This is a genomic window from Balneola sp. EhC07 (genome assembly GCF_001650905.1).
Classification (GTDB): Bacteria; Bacteroidota; Rhodothermia; order Balneolales; family Balneolaceae; genus Balneola.
On the sequence record NZ_LXYG01000016.1, the window covers coordinates 34,131 to 55,342 of the forward strand.

General features: G+C 41.6%; 10 protein-coding genes. 6 read left to right on the top strand and 4 right to left on the bottom strand.

What is annotated here, in order from left to right; translation table 11 throughout:
• Positions 1-985 precede the first annotated feature (985 nt).
• Positions 986-2,245 carry a fumarylacetoacetase gene (gene fahA / locus A8B79_RS07640; protein ID WP_066220478.1) on the bottom strand — a complete coding sequence of 420 codons (1,260 nt, stop codon included), beginning with the start codon at positions 2,243-2,245 and terminating at the stop codon, positions 986-988.
• Between the two features lie 184 nt (positions 2,246-2,429).
• Here fahA and A8B79_RS07645 point away from each other — a divergent pair, with 184 nt between their 5' ends.
• Positions 2,430-5,228: a S8/S53 family peptidase gene (locus tag A8B79_RS07645; protein WP_153038389.1), complete on the top strand. Its 2,799-nt coding sequence runs from the start codon at positions 2,430-2,432 to the stop codon at positions 5,226-5,228.
• 52 nt (positions 5,229-5,280) lie between these two features.
• On the opposite strand, the gene A8B79_RS07650 is transcribed toward A8B79_RS07645, so the two are convergent.
• A complete protein-coding gene (locus A8B79_RS07650) occupies positions 5,281-6,273 on the bottom strand; it encodes a hypothetical protein (RefSeq protein WP_066220480.1) in 993 nt (330 codons plus the stop codon).
• A 161-nt stretch (positions 6,274-6,434) separates the two neighbouring features.
• On the opposite strand from A8B79_RS07650, the gene A8B79_RS07655 reads away from it, so the two are divergent.
• Together A8B79_RS07655 and A8B79_RS07660 are read left to right on the top strand one after the other, a co-directional pair.
• Positions 6,435-6,719 carry an HU family DNA-binding protein gene (locus tag A8B79_RS07655; protein ID WP_066220483.1) on the top strand — a complete coding sequence of 95 codons (285 nt, stop codon included), beginning with the start codon at positions 6,435-6,437 and terminating at the stop codon, positions 6,717-6,719.
• Positions 6,716-7,855 (top strand): HU family DNA-binding protein, encoded by a 1,140-nt coding sequence (locus tag A8B79_RS07660; protein WP_066220486.1) that lies wholly within the window; start codon positions 6,716-6,718, stop codon positions 7,853-7,855. Before A8B79_RS07655 ends, A8B79_RS07660 begins: the two co-directional genes overlap by 4 nt.
• Here A8B79_RS07660 and hemW read toward each other — a convergent pair.
• Both hemW and A8B79_RS07670 read right to left on the bottom strand, forming a co-directional pair.
• Complete coding sequence (hemW, locus tag A8B79_RS07665; protein ID WP_066220489.1) at positions 7,852-8,991, bottom strand: radical SAM family heme chaperone HemW; 1,140 nt, start codon at positions 8,989-8,991, stop codon at positions 7,852-7,854. The genes A8B79_RS07660 and hemW overlap by 4 nt on opposite strands.
• Positions 8,992-9,057: 66 nt before the next feature.
• Positions 9,058-9,606, bottom strand: coding sequence for a gamma carbonic anhydrase family protein (locus tag A8B79_RS07670; RefSeq protein WP_066220492.1), 549 nt, complete (start codon positions 9,604-9,606; stop codon positions 9,058-9,060).
• Between the two features lie 171 nt (positions 9,607-9,777).
• Here A8B79_RS07670 and A8B79_RS07675 point away from each other — a divergent pair, with 171 nt between their 5' ends.
• From A8B79_RS07675 to A8B79_RS07685, 3 genes are all read left to right on the top strand, one after another.
• Positions 9,778-14,751, top strand: coding sequence for an alpha-amylase family glycosyl hydrolase (locus tag A8B79_RS07675; protein WP_161485154.1), 4,974 nt, complete (start codon positions 9,778-9,780; stop codon positions 14,749-14,751).
• A 7-nt stretch (positions 14,752-14,758) separates the two neighbouring features.
• Complete coding sequence (locus A8B79_RS07680; RefSeq protein ID WP_066220497.1) at positions 14,759-18,784, top strand: T9SS type A sorting domain-containing protein; 4,026 nt, start codon at positions 14,759-14,761, stop codon at positions 18,782-18,784.
• 140 nt (positions 18,785-18,924) lie between these two features.
• A complete protein-coding gene (locus tag A8B79_RS07685; protein ID WP_066220498.1) occupies positions 18,925-21,132 on the top strand; it encodes a T9SS type A sorting domain-containing protein in 2,208 nt (735 codons plus the stop codon).
• Positions 21,133-21,212 lie beyond the last annotated feature (80 nt).

Here is a 21,212-nt window from a genome sequence, read left to right on the forward strand (position 1 = left end):
GGATGTTGAATTACTGCTTACCCACCGGGCGTGAACGCCCTACTAGCATAAATTTTGTTGTGTGATTTTAAACCAGCAGGTCCTTCAGGACCGGCGCGGTGTGTATTCCGAATTAAATCAGTCAGTCTTTTTTTGACCCCATCTGTCTTCCCCTTGGATAAGGGGAAGGACTTTTTAAATAGATCACAATAATATAAAAACCCCGACGTCATCCTGAACTTGTTTCAGGATCTTAGTGAAGGCTCTTAATTTCAATGAACCTCTTACTAATCATCAAAGGAGTTATCTTTAGTTCTTTCTCTAACATTGGGGAGAGAGACTTTTTAAGCAAACTCATAATTCTGTTAAAGCGTCCCCTTCCCTCGAAGAAGGGAAGGGACAGGGATGGGTTCCTTCAGGGCCGGCGGTTTGCGGTTTATCTGTCTACAATCGCTGCGGATTAAAATCTTGGCTGGTTTACTTGAGTAAATCTAACGCACCATCAACATTCAGTATTAAGTTTGCTAGAGAGGACTTCAGTCCGATCGGAGATACGGATTATTTTTAATGATTAAAACTTCTCACCCACACGAACACAGGGCTTTGTTCATGGTACGTGAATCAGATTCAATATCTATTCCTTACAAAGATCCCGATCCGCCAGCTGGCGGACGGGATGACCTATTTATTATTATTTAGTGAATGCAGTATCCAACTTCCAGCTATGAACGTCACATGAGTAACAATGGAAATTGGATGTTGAGTGTGTTTCAGGATCTTAGTGAAGGCATTTTTCTATAATTATGGTCATTCCTGCGAAGGCAGGAATCTGGATCGTTATCAGAGACATATTCCTCTAAACCAATCCGGATCTCGGGCATACGCCGCGAGATGACGATTTTGAAATTAACCCAATATCCAATGAGGAATAAGGAACATCCAACATCAAGCTATGAACGCCACATGAGTAACAATGGAAATTGGATGTTGAGTGTTGGATGTTGAATTACTGTTTCGCCGGCAAGATCTTCCCTTCAACCACACCGAATCCGATTCGATAATCATCGTTCTCTGCATATCCCGTCATGATGATATTATCGCCGTCCTGAATGAATTTTCTTTCGGAGCCGTCATTCAATTGAACAGGCTTGGTTCCTTTCCAGGTAAGTTCCAGCATACTTCCGTAAGAATCTTCAGTATTTCCGCTGATGGTTCCGGATGCATATATATCGCCGGGACGCACATTACAACCGGTAACCGTTTGATGAGCTAATTGCTGAGCCATACTCCAGTACATATGCTTGTAATTTGATGTCGCCAGTTTATGCGGTTCGTTTAGCTTTTCGTTATCCAGATACACTTCCAGATTGATATCAAAAGTAGAACGGTTTTTCTGATTTAAGTAAGGAAGCACCTCCGGATCCTGTTCCGGCATATCCAACCTGAATGGAGATAAAGCATCCAATGTCACGATCCAGGGAGAAATACTGGTTGCCCAGTTCTTGGCAAGAAAAGGTCCTAGCGGCTGATATTCCCATTTCTGAATATCACGGGCGCTCCAGTCGTTAACCAGAACCATCCCGAAAATATGATCTTCAGCGTTGTCTACGGAAATCGTATCACCCAGCTCGTTTCCGGGTCCGGTGAAAAAACCGACTTCCAGTTCAAAATCCAGAAGCTTGCTGTCGCTAAACACAGGCTGATCGGAATCGTTGGGAATAGTTTGTCCTTTAGGACGATGCAGATCCGTTCCGCTTAAAACTATGGAACTAGCACGGCCGTGATAACCAACGGGCAAATGTTTCCAGTTTGGCATCAAGGCATTGTCAGGGTCGCGAAACATTGAACCTACATTGAAAGCGTGTTGCTCAGACGAGTAAAAGTCGGTGTAGTCTCCGATCTCGACAGGCATAACCATTTCTACATCTTCCATTGGAATAAAAACCCGTGATCTGAGCAGGTCATCATCTCTCAAAGTTGGATTTTCTTTATCGAGGAGATTCGTCAATGTTTGGCGTGCTTCCTGCCAGGCCGGTTTTCCAAGTCCCATAAAGAAATTGAGTGTGGAATCCTGAAAAGCGAATTGGTCTTTTAAATGCTTGCCATCAAATAGACCCGCTTCATCCAGAACAAAAAGGTCGATCACATAATCACCAATAGCAGAGCACAGATGAATCTCGCCATCTTCTGTTTCGAAAGCGCTGAACGGAAGGTTTTGAATTGGAAAATGAGATTCTTTATCAACAGGAATAAATGAAGTAAGCATAAAGTTTTTTGAGTTTTAAAAGGTCATCGTAAGGTAAAAAAACCTCGGCTTAGTTAAGAACTGAAATCAACGGCGATATAGAATCGGGAACCCAAAAGGTAAAAATTAGTAAATAAAATGTTCGGTGTACTTAAACGTGCTTTTTGTAGCCCATCAATAAAGTGCACTAAACAACTTAATATTAATGAACAAAGAGGATATGAAATCCAATAATATACTAACACTGTTAGTGATAGGAATTCTTTCTATTTCACTATCAAATTTTACTCAAGCTCAGGCTGTGATAGGTCCTGATCTTCAAAACACACTAAATACAGCCACGGAGTCTGTAGAGGTAATTATCACCTTTTGGGGCAATGAAGCTCCCGATGCCGGCGAATTGTCTATACTAAATGACGCCGGTATTTCAATAGGTTATTCTTTTCAAAGTTTACCTATGGCAGGCGCTATTGTTACTCCGGCACAAATTACTGATCTGGTTTCCAGGCAGGAAATAAGATCGATCTATTTAAATAAAGAGCTTTCTTATTTCAACAATGATTCAAGAGCTATTACAGGTGTAGACAAAGTTCAATCTAACGCTGAGTTTACATCTCAAAACGGCGGCTTCCCGATTTCCGGAAAAGGAATTGGAGTTGTTGTGAATGACAGCGGGGTCGATGGAACTCATCCAGATCTAGAATATGGAACCGCACTGGTTCAAAATGTGCTGGGATCAACAAACTTACATGCATACAGCGATCTAGCTCCTGTAACTTATGTTGAAGGTGTGCCCAATACAGATACCAACTCAGGTCATGGAACACACGTGGCCGGAACAGTTGGCGGACGCGGTGTAGCTTCAAATGGTAAACATCAGGGAGTAGCGCCCGGTGCCGATCTGATCGGTTATGGATCAGGTGGTGCTCTTTTTGTACTTGATGGAATTGGCGGCTTTGATTACGCCATAACACATCAGTTTGAATATGGAATTCGTGTGATAACTAATTCCTGGGGTTCTTCAGGGAACTTTGATCCGAACCACCCAATTAATCTGGCTAGTAAATTGGCTTATGATCGTAATATCGTAACGCTTTTTGCTGCCGGAAATGAAGGACCTGGTGAAGATACTCACAATCCATACGCTAAAGCACCATGGGTAATTTCTGTTGGAGCCGGAACTAAAAGTGGTGAACTTGCTGATTTTTCATCAAGAGGAACAAAAGGAAGAAGCGGAACTTTTGAACTGGATGGCGAAACGTTCACTTTTGTAGATGAACCAAGTCTTGTTGCTCCCGGAGTAGATATAATCTCAACGAGAACAGTAGCTCCAATTCCTTTATTAGGCGCAGAAGCTGATGCAGAATTAATAGAGCCGTCAAATCTGGCTTTTTATACTACTTCAAGTGGTACATCAATGGCGACACCTCATGTAGCAGGAATTGTTGTATTACTTCTGGAAGTAGATCCGACTTTAAACCCGGATGAAGTTAAAAGTATTCTTCAAAGCACAGCTACCAACATGCAAAGCAGAGAAAGCTGGGAAGTTGGTTCCGGATATGTGAATGCATTTGCAGCCGTTCAAAAAACGTATGACAGAGATGCTGAATTCGGAAGCAGCATTAAAGCTAACAGAGAATTTAATGGTGAAGCTCAGTTTGATGTTCAGACGAATCCATTTTCAGTTAATTATGATCCAAGTGGAGTTACAAACGAAACACATAGTTTCAACTTAACAGGAAATGAAAGCGTGCTTTCTGTTCGTGCAAGTTTAGAAGGAATTGCCGGCCAAACCGGAAATCCTGTTAATGTTATCGTTATTGACCCGAATGGTGTTGAATACAGCTCAGGAATTCCTGTTCTGTTCACGCTTACCTATCTCAGAGAAGTTCAGGTTACAAACCCGATTGCAGGTGAATGGGGTGTGGAGATCCGCGGCCTGAGAGGCGACGAAGCTAACCCAACAAATGGTATCGGCATAACTGAAACAGTTTCGGGTACTATTAAAACGCAAACAGCAAGTGGTTACACCGGTTTAAATGATATAAACGGTCATCCTGCTGAAACGGCTATTAAACTGGCGATCTCAGAACGACTTGCTGATAGCTTTAACGATAAAAGATATAAGCCAAACAGAAATCTGAAGCGAATTGAGTTGGCAGAATATCTGGTTATGGGACAAGAGATCCGTCAGTCATTACCACTGAATGGAAATACGTTCAGCGATGTAGACGGAGCCTTTGAAACACTGGTAGCTCAATCGGTTGTAGCTCAGGGAGCTCCATTAAAAGACACCGCTCAATTTGACGACGGTGTTATGCTTGTCGGTTCAGGTTCAGGCTTTAATCCCAACGGGAATGTAAACAGAGCAGAACTTGCCTATTCTCTGGTTCAGAGTTTAGGACTTCAATGGGCTGCCGAAGAAATTGGCGAAGAAGATGTTACTGTTGTTTATAACGGCGAGAGAATTGCTGTTGAAGACTCAGATGAGATACCTTCAGCATTCAAACCATATGTGCAAATTGCAATTGATCTGAACATCCTGAATGTGACGTTCAGCCTTGAGCAAGGTCCGTATGATCTGGAACCTGTAGTTACAGCCGAGTTCAATCCCGGAGAAAACGTAAGCAGAGCTGATTTTGCCGTTGCAGCAACAAGAAGTTCTACTGCAAGTTTCGAAAGCGCAGAAACACAGGCTAAATCGCTGCCACAAGAAGAGGAAATACTTACAGAGCAGGTTACTGAATTCAAGTTGGATCAAAACTATCCGAATCCATTTAACCCGAGCACGACTATTTCTTACTCTGTGGCTGAGAATGCAGACGTAACTTTAAACGTGTTTAACATGTTAGGTAAGAAGGTTGCTACACTGGTAAACTCCAGACAAAGCGAAGGTTCTTATACCGTAACATGGGATGCTTCCAGTATGGCGAGTGGTATCTATATTTACCGCTTGCAGGCAGGGAACAAAGTGTTCACAAGAAAAATGAACCTGATTAAATAAGCCAAGTTTGATCAGAGATTCTAAGCCGGGTGTTTAATTACATCCGGTTTTTTTATGCAATTAAATTTAATTCCTGAAGATCTTCTACGGGCTCGTCGAAACTGCAACTCCCGAACGAGGTGACAGAAAGATCGCGCAACATGTGCAGCTCTTCAAAAGAAACAGATTGTCCTTTCCATGAAAACTCAGATTCATCAAAATTGAAATTTGAAGCATTTTCGTCATTCAGAATTTCCAGCAATTCGTCTTCAGAAAGCTTTTTGGAATAACTTAACAAAGAAGCCCCGAACACATTCAGAAAGCCATGCATTTTGGTTTGTACAGAATCATTGTAGTGACGAACAGGATGGTGAAGTCCGGCCGTGAATTTTAGAGGAACGGTATTTTCCCGGGAAAAAGTAATGGCTTCAGCCAGATAATCCGTGGGAGGAAATTGAAAAGCTTCCACTCCACCGCAACGGATCTTAAAACCGGAAAAACAGTAATTTTCCTTTTCATTCGATTCAAGCCACTCATTGTGTTTATGAATCCCCTGAACAAGTTCTTTGGTGTATTTCATATCGAAATCAAATCCCGGAACTTCAAAAAAGATCTGATAAGGTAATGTTTCAGATTTTGCCATGGATTGAACTGCGTACTCAATAGCAGATTGAAGTTCGGATGAACTTTCTTCCTTCAGAAAAGCCAGAGGCACCTTAATTTCTAAAGTGGATATGTGGATTTTTTTAGCTGTGGATTCAAGAGAATCCTTAATGACTTCTACTGTGTTGTCGATTACTTTTTTGAAGCTGTCAAGATCATCAGAAGCAGCACCAACCAGCGTTATTTTAAAGGGAGAAGGAGATTCAGGCTCCGCATCAATGAGTGTAATCAGTTCACGCAGAAGTCCGGTTCCGACAACAAATTTTGAAAGCATCCACGCTTCCTTCTGCTCAATATGAGATAGATATTTTCTGAACGCCTCTTCCAAAGGCAGTTCAGAAGGCGGATATAAGCCCGCATAATCAATAATATCGGATAAGAAGGGACGTAAACTAGTCTTCAATTGAGTTTAGCTTTTTAATTCTGATTACCTAACTAACTTAACAGAATTCCAACAAAATTGTGAGTATCATTATGCTATTATTCCTGATATAGCATTATTTACAGGGATTATTTGACAAAATCAGACTTTTGTTGCTAATTGGAGTTAACTAACTATGGGATATGAACAAATCAGAAACGATAAAAGCACTCAGTGAACGACTTGAGTTAACTCAAACTCAAACAGAAGAGTTATATAACTCGCTAGTGAGCATTTTTACAGAGCACCTGTCAAACAATAACGGCTTCAGCATTCCCGATTTCGGTAGCTTCAGCTCTGAGATCAGAGAAGAATACAAGTCCTATAATCCGCACTATAAGCAAATGATGCTACTTCCAAAAAAGAAAGTAGTTCGGTTTTCTCAAAGCTCAGCTTTAAAAGATGAATTCAACGAGGTGGAGCTATGAGTAAAAAAGTTACATTTTCGGAATTGATAAAAGCGTTTGCTGAATCAAATGGTATTACTCAGCAGAAAGCAGAGGAGATGATCCGTGGAGTTTTTGATCTGGTAATTGATGATCTGGAAAAAAATGGAAAAGCATCTATAACCAGCTTCGGTAGTTTCGAATTAAAAGACGTTGCTGAAAGAACGGGTATAAATCCGCAGACAAAAGAAGAGATCGTAATTCCGGCACATAAGAAAGTATCATTCAAGCCTTTTAAAGCACTTGAACAAACTGTAAACGCGCCTTTTGCCGGTTTAGAGCCTACCTTGCTTGGAGAAAAGTCCGGAACTGAAACAGAAGAAACAACAGCAAAGGCAGAGAAAGAGCAAGAACCTGAAGTATTTGAAGATCCGTTCGAAGAAGTTATAAAGCCTGCTGATGAACAAGCTGATGAAGCAGAAACACCGGATTCAGTTGAGGAAGAAGCTGAAGAAGAACAAGAAGAAAGTGAAGTTGAAGCTCCCCCTGTTTTTAAAGCACCCGAAAAGGAAAAAGGAAATGAGGTCAGTTGGGTTTTTATAGTTCTGGTATTGTTGATAGCCGGAACGGGAATTTGGTTTTTCTTTCTGAGAGATTCCGATCCGGGGAATATGGACAATGTAGTTGCAGGAAATCAGACTCCGGCTCAACAACAAGCTGAGCAGGTTGAAAAAGTGCCACCTGCTGAAACGCCAGTAAAAGAAGAAAAAACTTCTGAAGCTTCAGCGGCATCATCAGAAACAAAGAATAATGTCAGTGCAGAACCGGCTGTGCAAAAAGAAAAGCCAGCCCCAAAAGAAATGACCGCTTATATCATCGAAAAAGATGAATGGATGTGGGATATTTCAAGAGAAGTGTACGGCGCACCGTATTTATGGCCACTGATTTTTGAAGCAAATAAAACCGTAAATGACGATCCTAATTTAGTGGAGCCGGCTAATACCTTGATGATTCCTTCTTTGGAAGGAAGTTCGGCTAATCTGACAAAAGAAGATTATGCAAAACTGGCCAAAGCAACGAAGTTAGTTTCTGAAGCATATGCTAAATCAGGAAATTCGGAACGTGCGAAGGAATATTCAAGATTCGCTGCTAAGTATGAAAGGCATAGTAAAAACTAAGCGGTTATAAGATCTAAAGTGAGTGCGTCGGCGATCTTTAATCCGGAGGAACTGAGCCGGATAGAATCAGAGGCGAAATGAATTTTGCCCTCTTTTTCTTTTCGCGCTAAGTATACAAGCTGTCTTTCAGAAAGCTTGTATTCATACTTTTTCTCCAGCTTTTCAATAGAGACTCCTTTTACGGTTCTGAGTCCCAGCATGATCCGTTCTTCAGCAAGACTCTGAAGAGATAATTCTTCTTTTTCGGATTCGTTGAAATGGGTTTTTTGAAGATATTTTTTCAGATCGGGTTCATTTTCCCAGCGGTAAGCAAAAGTCTCTGATTCATCCCATTGGAAAGAGTGAGCACCGGGACCTAAACCAAGATAGTTTTTGTGCTCCCAATAATTTGCATTATGAACAGCTTCCGATCCTTTTTTAGCAAAGTTACTTACTTCATATCGATGAATGCCTTTCTGCTTCAGTTTCTCTTCCACCAGCTCAAAATGCTTTTCAACGGTTTCATCTTCTGCGGGGATAAGTCTGCCCAGTTCCAGCTGTTTTCCCAATCGGGTTTTAGGCTCAATGGTTAAGGAATAAGCAGAAACATGTGGCGGATCAAACTGCAAAAGGATATCCAGATCTTTCTCCAGCATTTCTAAAGTTTGCCCGGGATTCCCGTAGATCAGATCAGCAGTAAACACATTTATTTCGGAAGCCTTAAGCAACTCCAAACATTTTAAAGCTTCCGCCGAATTATGGGTTCGATTCATGAATTTAAGCAGATCTTCATCAAAGGTTTGGACTCCCATGCTCACCCGATTCACGCCAATGCTTTTGAGTGCTGATAAATATTCTTTGGAAACATCGTCCGGATTCAGTTCAACGGTAACTTCTTTCAGATCTAAGCGGAATGAATCATCTAAAGCTTCGAAGATTTTATCAAATTGCTCTGCGCTTAATAAAGACGGCGTTCCGCCTCCAAAATAGATGGTATCAATAATTTCGTTCGAATAGGCCGTGTCCTTTTTTGAGTGGATCTCTTCAACAAGCTTATCAGCAAATGCATTTTTATTGCCGGGCTTGGTAACAAAATAGAAATCGCAATAGGAACAAGCTTGCTTACAAAACGGGATATGGATGTAGATTCCGGACATCAATGGTCAATGATACAATTATCAATTAAGAATACTTCAATTGATAATTGTATCATTCTTAATTGTTCAGCCTTTAGGCTGATAAAAAGGATTCTCGTCGTATTTGTCTTTCTGCTGATACGCTCGAAGATATTTCACATAGTTGGAAGCATATTTCGGAATGGACTTTATTTCTTCTTCCGTAAGTTTGCGAACCGCTTTTGCAGGCGAGCCCATGTACATATATCCGCTTTCCAGAGTTTTGCCCGGAGGAACCAAGGTGCCCGCAGCAACGATCACGTCCGGCTCAATAACAACTTCATCCAAAATGGTAGCATTGATTCCGATCAATACGCGATCTTTGATAGTACATCCGTGTACAACCGCACCGTGACCAATAGTTACTTCATTCCCGATAATGGTAGGACCGGTTTGATTCATCACATGAATACAAACGTTATCCTGTACATTACTTTGGTCTCCGATCTGTATAAAATTCACATCTCCCCTGATGGTTACGTTAAACCAAACACTGGATTCTTTTCCCAGGGTTACATCACCAATAATATCTGCGCTGGGAGCAACAAATGCGGTTTCATCAAATTGTGGGGTGCGTTTTAAAAATTCGTAGATCATGAGTTTTGTTCATTATAAATGAGTAAGAAATAATTACTGCCGGCACGGTTCAAAGATAAAGCAAAAAACACACAGAAGGTTTATCAAATAAGAAATGGTTTTAAAAAATTGAATTGGAAATTGATTCATAAAATGAAAGCGCTTACATTCTTGACAATCCGATACGTTGCAATGGCAAAAAATCTCTTAATAAACAGAATAAAGCACATCTTTGAATTAAAGAGTCTGCTCAGAATTACAGTAAAGTGTAGTCTCTCCCCCTCAATTTTGTTGGCGATCTTATTCTTTTCAACAGGTGTTATTAACGCACAGGTCAGTTCATCTCCTGCATTTCCTTCCAGATCTAACAGCATTACCATTGTCTTTGATGCCACCAAAGGAAACCAGGCTTTGCTCGGGCATTCCGGAGATGTTTACATACATACTGGATTGATCACAGATCAAAGTAATCCTGATAATCCACCGGATCCTGTGGGAAATCCCGGAGACTGGAAATTCATCAAAACAGCTTTTGGTCAGAATACTTCTGCAACCAAAATGACACGCCTTGAGACGAATCTTTATTCGATAACGATCTCGGATGTGGACGCTTACTACGGATCTGCATCAGCGAACGAGATCTTAAAACTAGCAATGATCTTCAGGAGTGGGGACAGTGGTAAAATTGCTAAAACCGAAAACGGCGAGGACTTTTTTATAGAACTGTTTTCTGACGGGGTCTACGTTCGATTCAACGAGCCTGGTGAAGAGTCTTCTTTTTTGGAAAACGGGGAAATGCTGGATATTCAGGTTTTGGGTGCGGCTCTGGGTTCAACTCTTCAATCCTTGGAGTTATTTGAGGACGGCGTCAAGCTTGCTGATACAGCCAGCGATACCTTGGATTACGTGCTAACAGCAAATTCATCCGGCAGGAAAACTCTTAAGGCTGTTGCCACCAACACGGAAGGAGAAAAAGACAGCGCTTCAGTTTATTATCTGGTTCCTGATGCTATCAATGAAAGCCCCAGACCAAACGGAGTAACACAGGGAATTAAATATTATGAGTCGGATCCGACCAAAGTAACACTGTCGTTACTGGCTCCTTTCAAAGATCATGTTTATGTGATCGGTGAGTTTAACGACTGGGAGGTTTTACCGGATTTTCAGATGAACCGGGAAACGGTAAGCTCGAACGAAGTTTATTGGTGGATCGATATAACCGGATTGAACCCGGGTCAGCAATACGCTTTTCAGTATTTGGTGGATAATGAGATCAGAATTGCAGACCCATATGCCGAAGAAGTTCTTCATCCTGATGACAGTTTTATATCGGAGTCAACATATCCGAACCTGAAATCCTATCCGTACGGAAAAACGACGGAATATGTATCCATCATTGAAACGGATAAAGAAGAATTCAACTGGACGGATCAGGACTGGGAACGACCGGCAAAGAAAAACTTAGTTATCTATGAATTGCTGGTTCGGGATTTTTCAGATAAACATAACTACCAAACGGTTATAGATTCTCTGGACTATTTACAGAGATTGGGAATAAATGCCATCGAGCTAATGCCCGTAAACGAGTTTGAAGGAAATAACAGCTGGGGTTATAATCCGTCTTTTTATTTTGCAGCCGACAGATATTATGGACCTGCCGAAGACCTGAAAAGGCTCATAAATGAAAGTCACAACAGAGGAATAGCCGTAATTGTTGACGCGGTTTACAATCATTCCTTCGGTCAGTCGCCAATGGTTCGCCTGTATAATGAAGGAGATTACGGCAAGCCTACTTCAGAAAATATTTGGTTCAATATCGATGCCCGACACCCTTTTAATGTGGGCTACGATTTTGATCACACAAGTCAGTTTACCCAACAATTTATTGACAGTGTAAACAGATTTTGGGTGAAGGAATTTCATGTGGATGGATTCAGATATGATCTGAGCAAAGGATTCACTCAAAACTTCACATCTGATGTGGGAGCCTGGAATCAATACGATCAAGGCAGAGTAGATCTGTTAAACAGAATGAAAAGTCGCATTCACGAAGTATATCCGGAGACGTACCTGATCCTTGAGCATCTCGGAAATAATGACGAAGAGACCGTGCTTGCAAACAGCGGATTCATGCTTTGGGGCATCATGCACGAACAGTATAAAGATGCAGCTCTGGGCTATAATGGTGACCTCACCAATGTCTCTTATCAAAACAGAGGCTGGAATGATCCGCATCTGGTTGGATATATGGAAAGTCATGATGAAGAACGGATCATGCATGAAATTGAGAATTTCGGTAATGCTTTTTCGGGTTATGACACCAAAGAAAAAACAACGGCTTTAAACAGAATTAAGATCGCAAATGCATTTTTGCTCAGCGTTCCGGGACCTAAAATGTTCTGGCAATTCGGAGAATACGGCTACGATATCAGCATCAATCAGAACGGAAGAACAGGTGAAAAACCAATCCTTTGGAGTTATTTAAATGATGCAGATCGTTATCGTTTGTATCAAACGGTATCAGAACTGTCGAAACTGAAAACAACGCACCCATCTTTCGCTACAACCGATTATTCGCTGGATATGGGCGGAAAGCAAAAAAGAATTCTGCTTCGCTCAGCAACCGACGTTCAGATACTCGGAAATTTTGATGTCGTCAGCGCAGATGTATTTCCGTACGGACATAATTCCGGATCCGGAAAATGGTGGTATGAATATTTCAGCGGAGATTCTTTGTTGATCAATGAGTCTTCAGTTCCGGCTATAAATATGGCTCCGGGAGAATTCAGGATCTATTCTACTGCAAAGCTTGGAAATCCACCTCCGGGAATTCTGAATGAAAAAGCAGGACAAATCAGTCTGGATTCAGAATTAGTTGAATTCGAGGAATTTTCGGGTGGAGACGTAAATCCATCTTTTCAGAAAACACTTACTCTTACAAACACAGGAAGTGCCGAACTTACGATCACAGACATTTCTAATTTCAGTTCTGAATTTTTGGTTAGTCCGTTAAGTGCGTCCGTTGGCGTGGGCGGAACTCTTGATCTGGAGATAACTTTTGAGCCGTCGGGTTTAGGTAATTTTGAAGATACATTTACGATCGAAACCACCGGAATCGGATCGGTAAGTTTTCAGGTGAAAGGAAGTTATACCGATGCCTTACCCGGAAAACCTGTGATCACAAATCCAGAGAACGAACAGCAGAACGTTCCGCTGAATATAGTTTTTGAATGGCAGCCGGTGAGTAACGCAGACACTTATGAAATTGAAATTCGAAATGCAGATACGGAAGAGATCAACGAAACAGAATCCGGACTAGCAGACAATCGTTTTGTGGGCTCAAATCTAAATTTGGAAACAGAATACAAATGGAGAGTCAGAGCAGAAAACAGTTTTGGTACCGGTGATTGGACTTCATTCTCAACTTTTACAACGCTACCGGAAGTTCCCGATGCAATACTCCACGGTTTACCTGAAGACAGCGCCACAGATGTTTCTACTAGTCCGGTGCTAACATGGAACGAAAACTCTGCAGCTACTACCTATGAAATTCATTTGGCCACCAATCCGGAATTCACGGAAGATCTGAAAGTAAAAGATGAAGTTGAAAGTTTATCAGTACAATTTGTTGGACTATCAGCCAATACAGAATATTACTGGAGAGTTCGTGGAAGCAATGTTTCCGGAGATGGAGTTTGGTCAGCAACACGAAGCTTTACAACCAGCTCTGTAGGAACTCCTGATCTGGTTACACCGATCAATAACTCTTCTGATGTGGCTTTAGATGCAGAACTTAAATGGAATACAGCAGCCAATGCTGAGAGTTATACAATTCAGATATCGAAAGAATCCGATTTTAAAATAAGAGCGGAACAAACAGCTGTTACAGATACTGTTTTCGCACCGGATTTTCTGGAAAGAAATACAACCTACTACTGGCGTGTAAGATCCAAAAGTTCGGAATTTGAAAGTGCTTGGTCAGCTACGGGTATTTTCTCCACTCCTTTTGATGCACCAACTAAACCGTCATTAATTTCTCCGGTCAATAATGAAGTAGATATAGCGGATGTTGTCTTGTTCGACTGGAGCGAAACCGAACGCACTTTCTGGTATCAAATTCAGATATCTGAAAGCAACGGGTTTTCCTCACCGACGGTTGATTCCACGAATATTCCTGAAAATGAACTGGAGCTCAGCGATACACTGAACAGAAACACTACTTATTTTTGGAGAGTCAGAGCCATCAATTCAAGCGACTCCAGTGCGTGGTCTGATACTCTTAGTTTTTCCACACTACCTGAAATTCCAAACGCTCCGATCCAAGTTAGTCCTGCAGATAGCGTGACTGATCTAAGCACAGATCTGACATTTAAATGGAGAGAAGCAGAGATTTCATCCGATTACAGATTTCAACTTTCTGTAACCAAGAATTTTTATGAGAAAACAGATACGCTGATCAAATCTGACACTTCTTTTGCGGTATCGGATCTGAAGTTCAATCAGACTTATTACTGGCGAGTACAAACGATCAACAAAAGCGGCGTTTCAAAATGGTCGAAAGCACGATTGTTTAAAACGAAGGTCGACCTCCCGGGAATTCCCGAATTAATAGCTCCTCAGGCTCACATTTCTGTTGATCCCTTTGTAAACAGATTTGTATGGAGTAAAGCGGATCGAGCTTCTACTTACCGTTTTCAATTGAGTAATACTTCCGGTTTTGAAAGTGTTTTAAAAGACTCTTCCGGCTTTGTTATTCAAACGCTTGAAAACGTACCACTTCCGGAAAACACAACCTTATTCTGGCGAGTGCAGGCAAATAATAAAGCGGGTGCCGGTGCATGGAGCGCTGTTCAGGAAATAAAAACTTCCATCGCCACAAGCATAGAATCCGAAGCGCTGCCAAAGAATTATGCGATGGATCAGAACTATCCGAACCCGTTCAATCCATCCACAACTATTAAGTATGCATTGCCAAAAGCGGAAAGAGTTTCTATCACCGTATTTAATATGATAGGCCAAAAAGTGGCGGTTCTGGTTGATAAAAGACAGGAAGCAGGATTCCACTCAATTACTTTTAACGCATCAAATCTGGCAAGCGGAATGTATATCTACAGAATTAAGGCGGGAAGCTTTAGTCAGATCAAAAAACTAACCCTCATCAAATAACAAGATCATGAAAAGAATTACCGGCTTATTTTTTCTTGTATGTCTGATGGGATCAGTATCACTGAACGCCCAGATCTTTCAACCCGAAGGGGTTAATATTCCCGGCGCCTGGAATGGATTTGCGAACTCGAATGATTCAACGGCAATGGGCAACTTCAGGATGAATTACCGATCATTTGCGGGCGGACAATATATCACTACGCTGGAAGTAAAGTCCGCAGATGGAGACGCTACAGCCGGTGTGTTTAATATGCTTTTTACCAGCGGGCCCGATGGCAATAACTTTGCCAATAAATGGGCAGATGCCACGCTAACAATTGACGGTTTCTCAGATCTCAGTTACAACACGGGCGCGGATAACTCCATTACATTAATTAATGACAACTACTACACTTTAATTTTTGATGACAACGGATACGATAATTCCTCAGCGGCTGTTTTAAAAACATCAGCTGCCCCGGTAAGTATAGTTTCTGTAACGGGCACACCAACCGGGAATGTGGTCGCAAATGATCCGGTAACGATTGCTGTAGAACTGGACAAAGCAAGATCAGCTGAAGAAAAAGTCTATATCCGATATTCCACAGATAACTTTACAACCAGCAGTGCACTTGAAGTTACCAACTTCACAGGTGCAACCGGTTCCGTTGATATTCCGGGTCAGCCAAAAAATACAGTGGTAGAATTCTATGTGCTTACAACTACACTGGATGAAGCGAACTGGAACTCAAATATCGATCTCGCAACTCTGGCTTTTGATGTAAACGGAGGCTCTAATTACAGATATTTTTACGAAGCTAATATTCTGCCGGCAAACGGAGCAACCGCTGTTGCCAAAACTCCTGATTTCAGTTGGTTTTCTACGGATGGAGCTGCCGGTTATGACTTTCAGCTTTCTGAAACCAATGACTTTTCTACCACGGTTGAAGACCAGTCCGGATTAACCGATACGACCTTTTCGGTTACAGATCCGCTGGATATAAACACCAAATACTATTGGAGATTTAAAACTTCAGCGGCAACCGAATGGTCCAATGTGTATTCATTCACAACCGAAACAGAGATCACCTTCGCTAATCTTCAGTTTCCATCTGAAGTTGTTATTGACAGCGGAGAAACATTTCAAGTCTATGGACAGCTGACCGTTCCCGGAGTTACAAGTTTGTCCGGAGAAAACGCGGATATATCAGCGTGGGTTGCTGTAAATGAAAACAATACCGATCCATCCACTTGGGATGAAGTGAGTTGGAAGACGACTGCTTTTTTTGAGGATAAAACGTCGACCGACGAATACAGCGCTTCACTTGGATCAGAATTAGAAATTAAAAAGTACTATTTCGCATTCCGGTACAGATATAAAGATCAGGATTTTGTGTATGGCGGAGTGAATGGTTTTTGGGATGCAGGCACAAGTCCTTCGGGAGAATTGGATGTGTTGGAAATTCCTCAACTTGTTTCTCCTTTAAACAACGCTACCGAAATTTCATTGGAAGCATTGCTGGATTGGTCAGCTTCGGATTCCAGAATTCAGGGATTTCATATCCAATTAGCAAATGAAGCTACATTCAGCTCGCCAATTATTGACGATTCGGGATTGTCATCCGCGGCCACAGAGTACACGATAGCTTCCGGAGTTCTTGAAAATGAAACCAAATATTTCTGGAAAGTCCGTGCTGAATATGACACCACTTCAAGCGGTTGGTCAGAAACGCTGGCATTTACAACTTTGGCAGGTATTCCGGATAAGGTCACGGCGTTTCTTCCTGAGGATGATTCTGAAAACGTTTCTTTAGCTCCGGTCTTTTCATGGAATCAGGAAAGTCGCTCCGATTCTTATTCAATTCAGATCTCAAAGGATAATAATTTCACTGTTGTTCAAACCAACACTTCTGTTGCGGATACTCAGTTTGTATATAGTGATCAGGATTCGCTTTCTGCAGGAACTCGTTATTACTGGAGAGTTCGAGGAGTGAATTCAAGTGGTTCCGGCGCTTGGTCAGATACGCTTACTTTTAAAACAGAACTAAGAGTGCCGATGCTGATCTCTCCGGCGGATGAAGCTGAAGATGTTGTTACAGATCCCGAACTGGTTTGGAGATCGATCGATGGCGCGTTGAATTACGATCTCCAGCTTTCTAAACTGTCTTCGTTCAGCACAACGGTTTCTGATTCATCCGCATTATCTGATACTACTTTTCAGGCAGCGCTTCTGGAAAATTCTACTTCCTACTACTGGAGAGTAAGAGCAAACTATGCCGAGGACGTTGGGGATTGGTCGACAGCTCAATTGTTTACTACAAAAGCTCCGGCTCCTTTAGCGCCTGAATTGCTGTCACCTGAAAACGGAAAAGAGAATCTGGGTTTATCTCCAACATTACAATGGGCAAGTGTAGCTGATGCGGATTCGTATGATCTGCAATTATCAACAGAATCGGATTTCACTTCAGGAATAGTAACAGACAGTTCAGGAATTACCACAACAACTTTACAAACAGACACGCTTGCCAGAAATACCGATTACTTCTGGAGAATACGGGCGGTGAATAACACTACCGGCAACAGCGACTGGTCAGAAACCCGATCATTTTCAATCATTCCCGAAATTCCCGGCGCATTCGTCTTAATGTCTCCCGTTGATCAGCAGGAAAACACAAGTCTCCCGGTTACATTTGTATGGTCTTCCGCTTCCGGAGCTGCTGATTATAGAGTTCAGTTTTCAACAGACGATAACTTTACTTTTGTTTCTGATACAGCCACAACTGATACTGCTCTAACGGTTAATTCGCTGTCAGCGACAACAACTTACTTTTGGAGGGTGAAGGCATCGAACGCGGGAGGAAGCACCGAATGGTCTTCACCGTTTGAGTTTAAAACAGGAATTTCCGGTTCTGAAGGACCGGTTCTCATCAGCCCGCTGAATAATGCTGTAAACCTGAGATCACCCATAGAATTTGCGTGGGACAGCGTAGCATTGGCGGAATCTTATACCATTCAGCTTTCCGAAACTTCCGCATTCGAGTCATTAATTACAGACAGCTCAGGAATTACGGATACTTCTGTGTTAGTCACCTCTGTGCAAAAAAGTAAACGATACTTCTGGCGTGTTCAGGCAATGTCATCATCAGGAGCAAGCAGTTGGTCGCAGGTGTATTCTTTTGAAACGGAAAAAGAAATTCCGGCTTCACCACAATTGTTGCTTCCGGAAGATCAATCTGCAACAGACCCGCAGGAAATTGAATTTGTATGGACAGAAGTTGCTGATGCAGAGAGCTACGATATCAGAATTTCGAAAACGGAAAATTTCAAAGTTTCCATCGACAGTACGATCACCAATGATACTTCATTAACCTTACAGGCTTTTAGTTTTGATACCGATTATTACTGGCAGATTAGATCGGCGAATGCGTCAGGTAAAAGTTCATGGAGCGCGGTATTTACTTTTAAAACCAATGTTCCATTACCGGGGGTTCCTGAACTATTGAGTCCGCTGGAAAATGATGCCGTGAACGACCCTGTTATTTTTGGATGGAACAAAGCCGACTACGCCGATTCCTACCAACTTCAAATTTCAGAAATGCAGAGTTTCGAAAGTACGGTGATCGATACTTCGGATATTTTCGGAACTACGGCTGAGATAGATAACCTAGCCGAAAACACGGAATATTTTTGGAGAGTACGATCTGAAAATTCAGCCGGGAATAGCGAATGGTCGGAAGTTGCCGATTTTATGACTCAGATCTTTACTTCTTTTGAAGAGGGAAGCGTGCCGTCAGAATTCAAGCTACATCAAAATTATCCGAATCCTTTTAATCCGGGCACAACGATCCGGTACGATCTTAAAACGGCGGGACAGGTAAGCATTCGTGTTTATGACATTACCGGAAAAGAAGTAATGACTTTGCTGAACGGTAAAAGATCGGCAGGCAGCCACACTGTAAACTTCAATGCATCAGGTTTGGCAAGCGGAGTGTATATTTTGAGAATGACCACTCCCGGTTTTGTTCAGATCCGTAAAATGACGCTCATAAAGTAATAAATACCCTTTATTTCGAGCAAAATTACCTGAATAGGTATTGTTTTTTAAGTTTTCGTTTATTAAAATGAAAGCGCTTTCATTTTTCTTGGCGTTTTAGGGATTCCAAGGGGTAACAAATAATTTTAAAGAATATAAAAATGAAAAAAAGAATACAGCTTTTGCTTGGGGCAACTCTGATAGTTTTCATGGGATTTGGACAGGCTTTTGGGCAAATAACAATTGATGGAGTTTCAAATGAAGCCAATTATACGACTTTAGCTACTTATACAAGCGGGATGGATGGTTTTGGCTCAGGAAATAATATAGATGAAATAAATTTTTATGCTGATGGATCTTTTATTTACATCGGTATACCTGCAGATCTTGGTGGCAATGATAACGTTGTATTGTGGATGGACTTTTCTGGTTATGGAGGGCAACCAAAAGGTGGTTTTATTGGAGAAAGCGGAGAAACCGGAATATTTGGTACAGGAGGGTTTGATGGTGCAGCGATTGACATGGAAGCTGACTTTGCATTTGCTTTTAATGAAGGGAGCGGTGTTACAAACTTATATTTAGATGCAGCTCGTTACGGTTCATCCGGTATAATTTTTAAATCTAGTTTTGTTGGTCAAAGTGATCAATCTGGAACTTCAGCAAGTATACCAACCAGTAACATTTCAGATTTATTTGATTCTGGAACTATAGATATGGCTTATTCTAATGCAGGGACATCGGGCGCAGGTATAGAATTAAAAATAGATATTTCAAATATACCAGGTGTAGATAGCACTCAAACAGTAAAACTTTTCGCCGCTATTGCCAGTAGCGGTGGTTTTATGTCTAATGAATTTATTCCCAGTGGGTCATATACTGGTGCTAATTTAGGTAATGATGGAGATGTTGGTAGCTTGACAGGAGATTACTTCACATCAGCAGAATTACTTCAACATAATGTTGAAATAACTGGTTCAGCAGGCTGGCGTTTACTTTCGCTTCCAATTACAGGCGGTACCGTTGAAGATGTTTCTGATGACACCCCTGTGCAAGGCGTTACCGGAGGAGATAATTCAGGATCTGATGCAAACTTCATTATCTATGACGAAACCGGTGCGTTTGAACAACCAACCAATGTAAGTACTGCATGGGGAGATGGTTTAGGCTTCGGATTGTATTTCTTTGACAACACTACAGCGGGAAGCTCCGAATTACCGGTCACATTAGATGCATCAGGATCAGAACCTTCAAGTGATGTGGTTGTTGATCTATATAGCGGAGCTACAGGTAGATATACTTTAGTTGGAAACCCTTTTGCGGCAAATGTAGATCTGGCCAATGTATCAGCAAATATCGCGATTTCATCGAATGTCACATTTTGGGATAATACTGCTGGTTCATATACCTCGCAAAGTACTTCAGGTGGTTTGGTAATCAAGCCTTGGCAAGGTTATTGGGTGCAAACTGCAAACTCGACAAGTGGCGGGCAGCTAACTTTTGGAACATCTGATAAAACTAGTTCTGAAGCTGATACAACTCATTTCGATAAAGCAGTACCTAATTCAATGAAAGAGTTGAGCTTTACCATACAAAGCAGTTACAACACCGAGAAAAACTTGAAGATTCAGGTTGCGGATGATGCTTCTATGGAATGGGATAACTACGACCTTATAAAACTGGGATCGCTAATACCTCAGAATGCATCAGCAGCATTTGTTGGAACACTGGATGGTAAAACGGTTTTAAAAGGAATCGAAGCAATTCCAACTTCTTTAAACGAAGAGATCACACTTCCAATTCTTGTTGATCTTACCGGTGAATCACAGACTCTTACTCTGGATTGGGATGGTCTGGATAAAATGCCGGATTCCTGGTCATTTATGCTACATGATTATGAAACAGGTATTTCGTACGATCTAGAATCTATTGAGAATTATGAATTCGATGTTATAATCAATGAGTCTCAAGAAAAAGTTAATCCACTTAGTGTAATAAATAATTCGATCGGAACGCCGATGCGGGCTAAGTCAGGATCAACTCCAAGATTTGGAATCACGATCACACCAAGCACATCAGTAAGTATTGATGATGAAATTGCTGCACCAACAGAGTTTGAGTTAGGTCAGAACTATCCGAATCCATTTAACCCAACGACGAGTATCAATTATTCCGTGGGCGAAGCCGGTCCTGTGAATATTACCGTGTATAACGTAATGGGACAGAAGGTAGCTGAACTACTCAATACGACGAAGAATGCAGGAAGTTATCAGGTAAGCTGGAACGCAACAGGCGTAGCAAGTGGAATTTACTATTACCGCTTAACGGCTCCGGGCCAAGTTCTAACCAGACAAATGACATTAATTAAGTAATTAGCTGTTAGCGCACAGCGGTTAGCTTTTAGTGTTGTTAAAATCACTAAAAGCTAATGGCTGACAGCTGATAGCCTCAA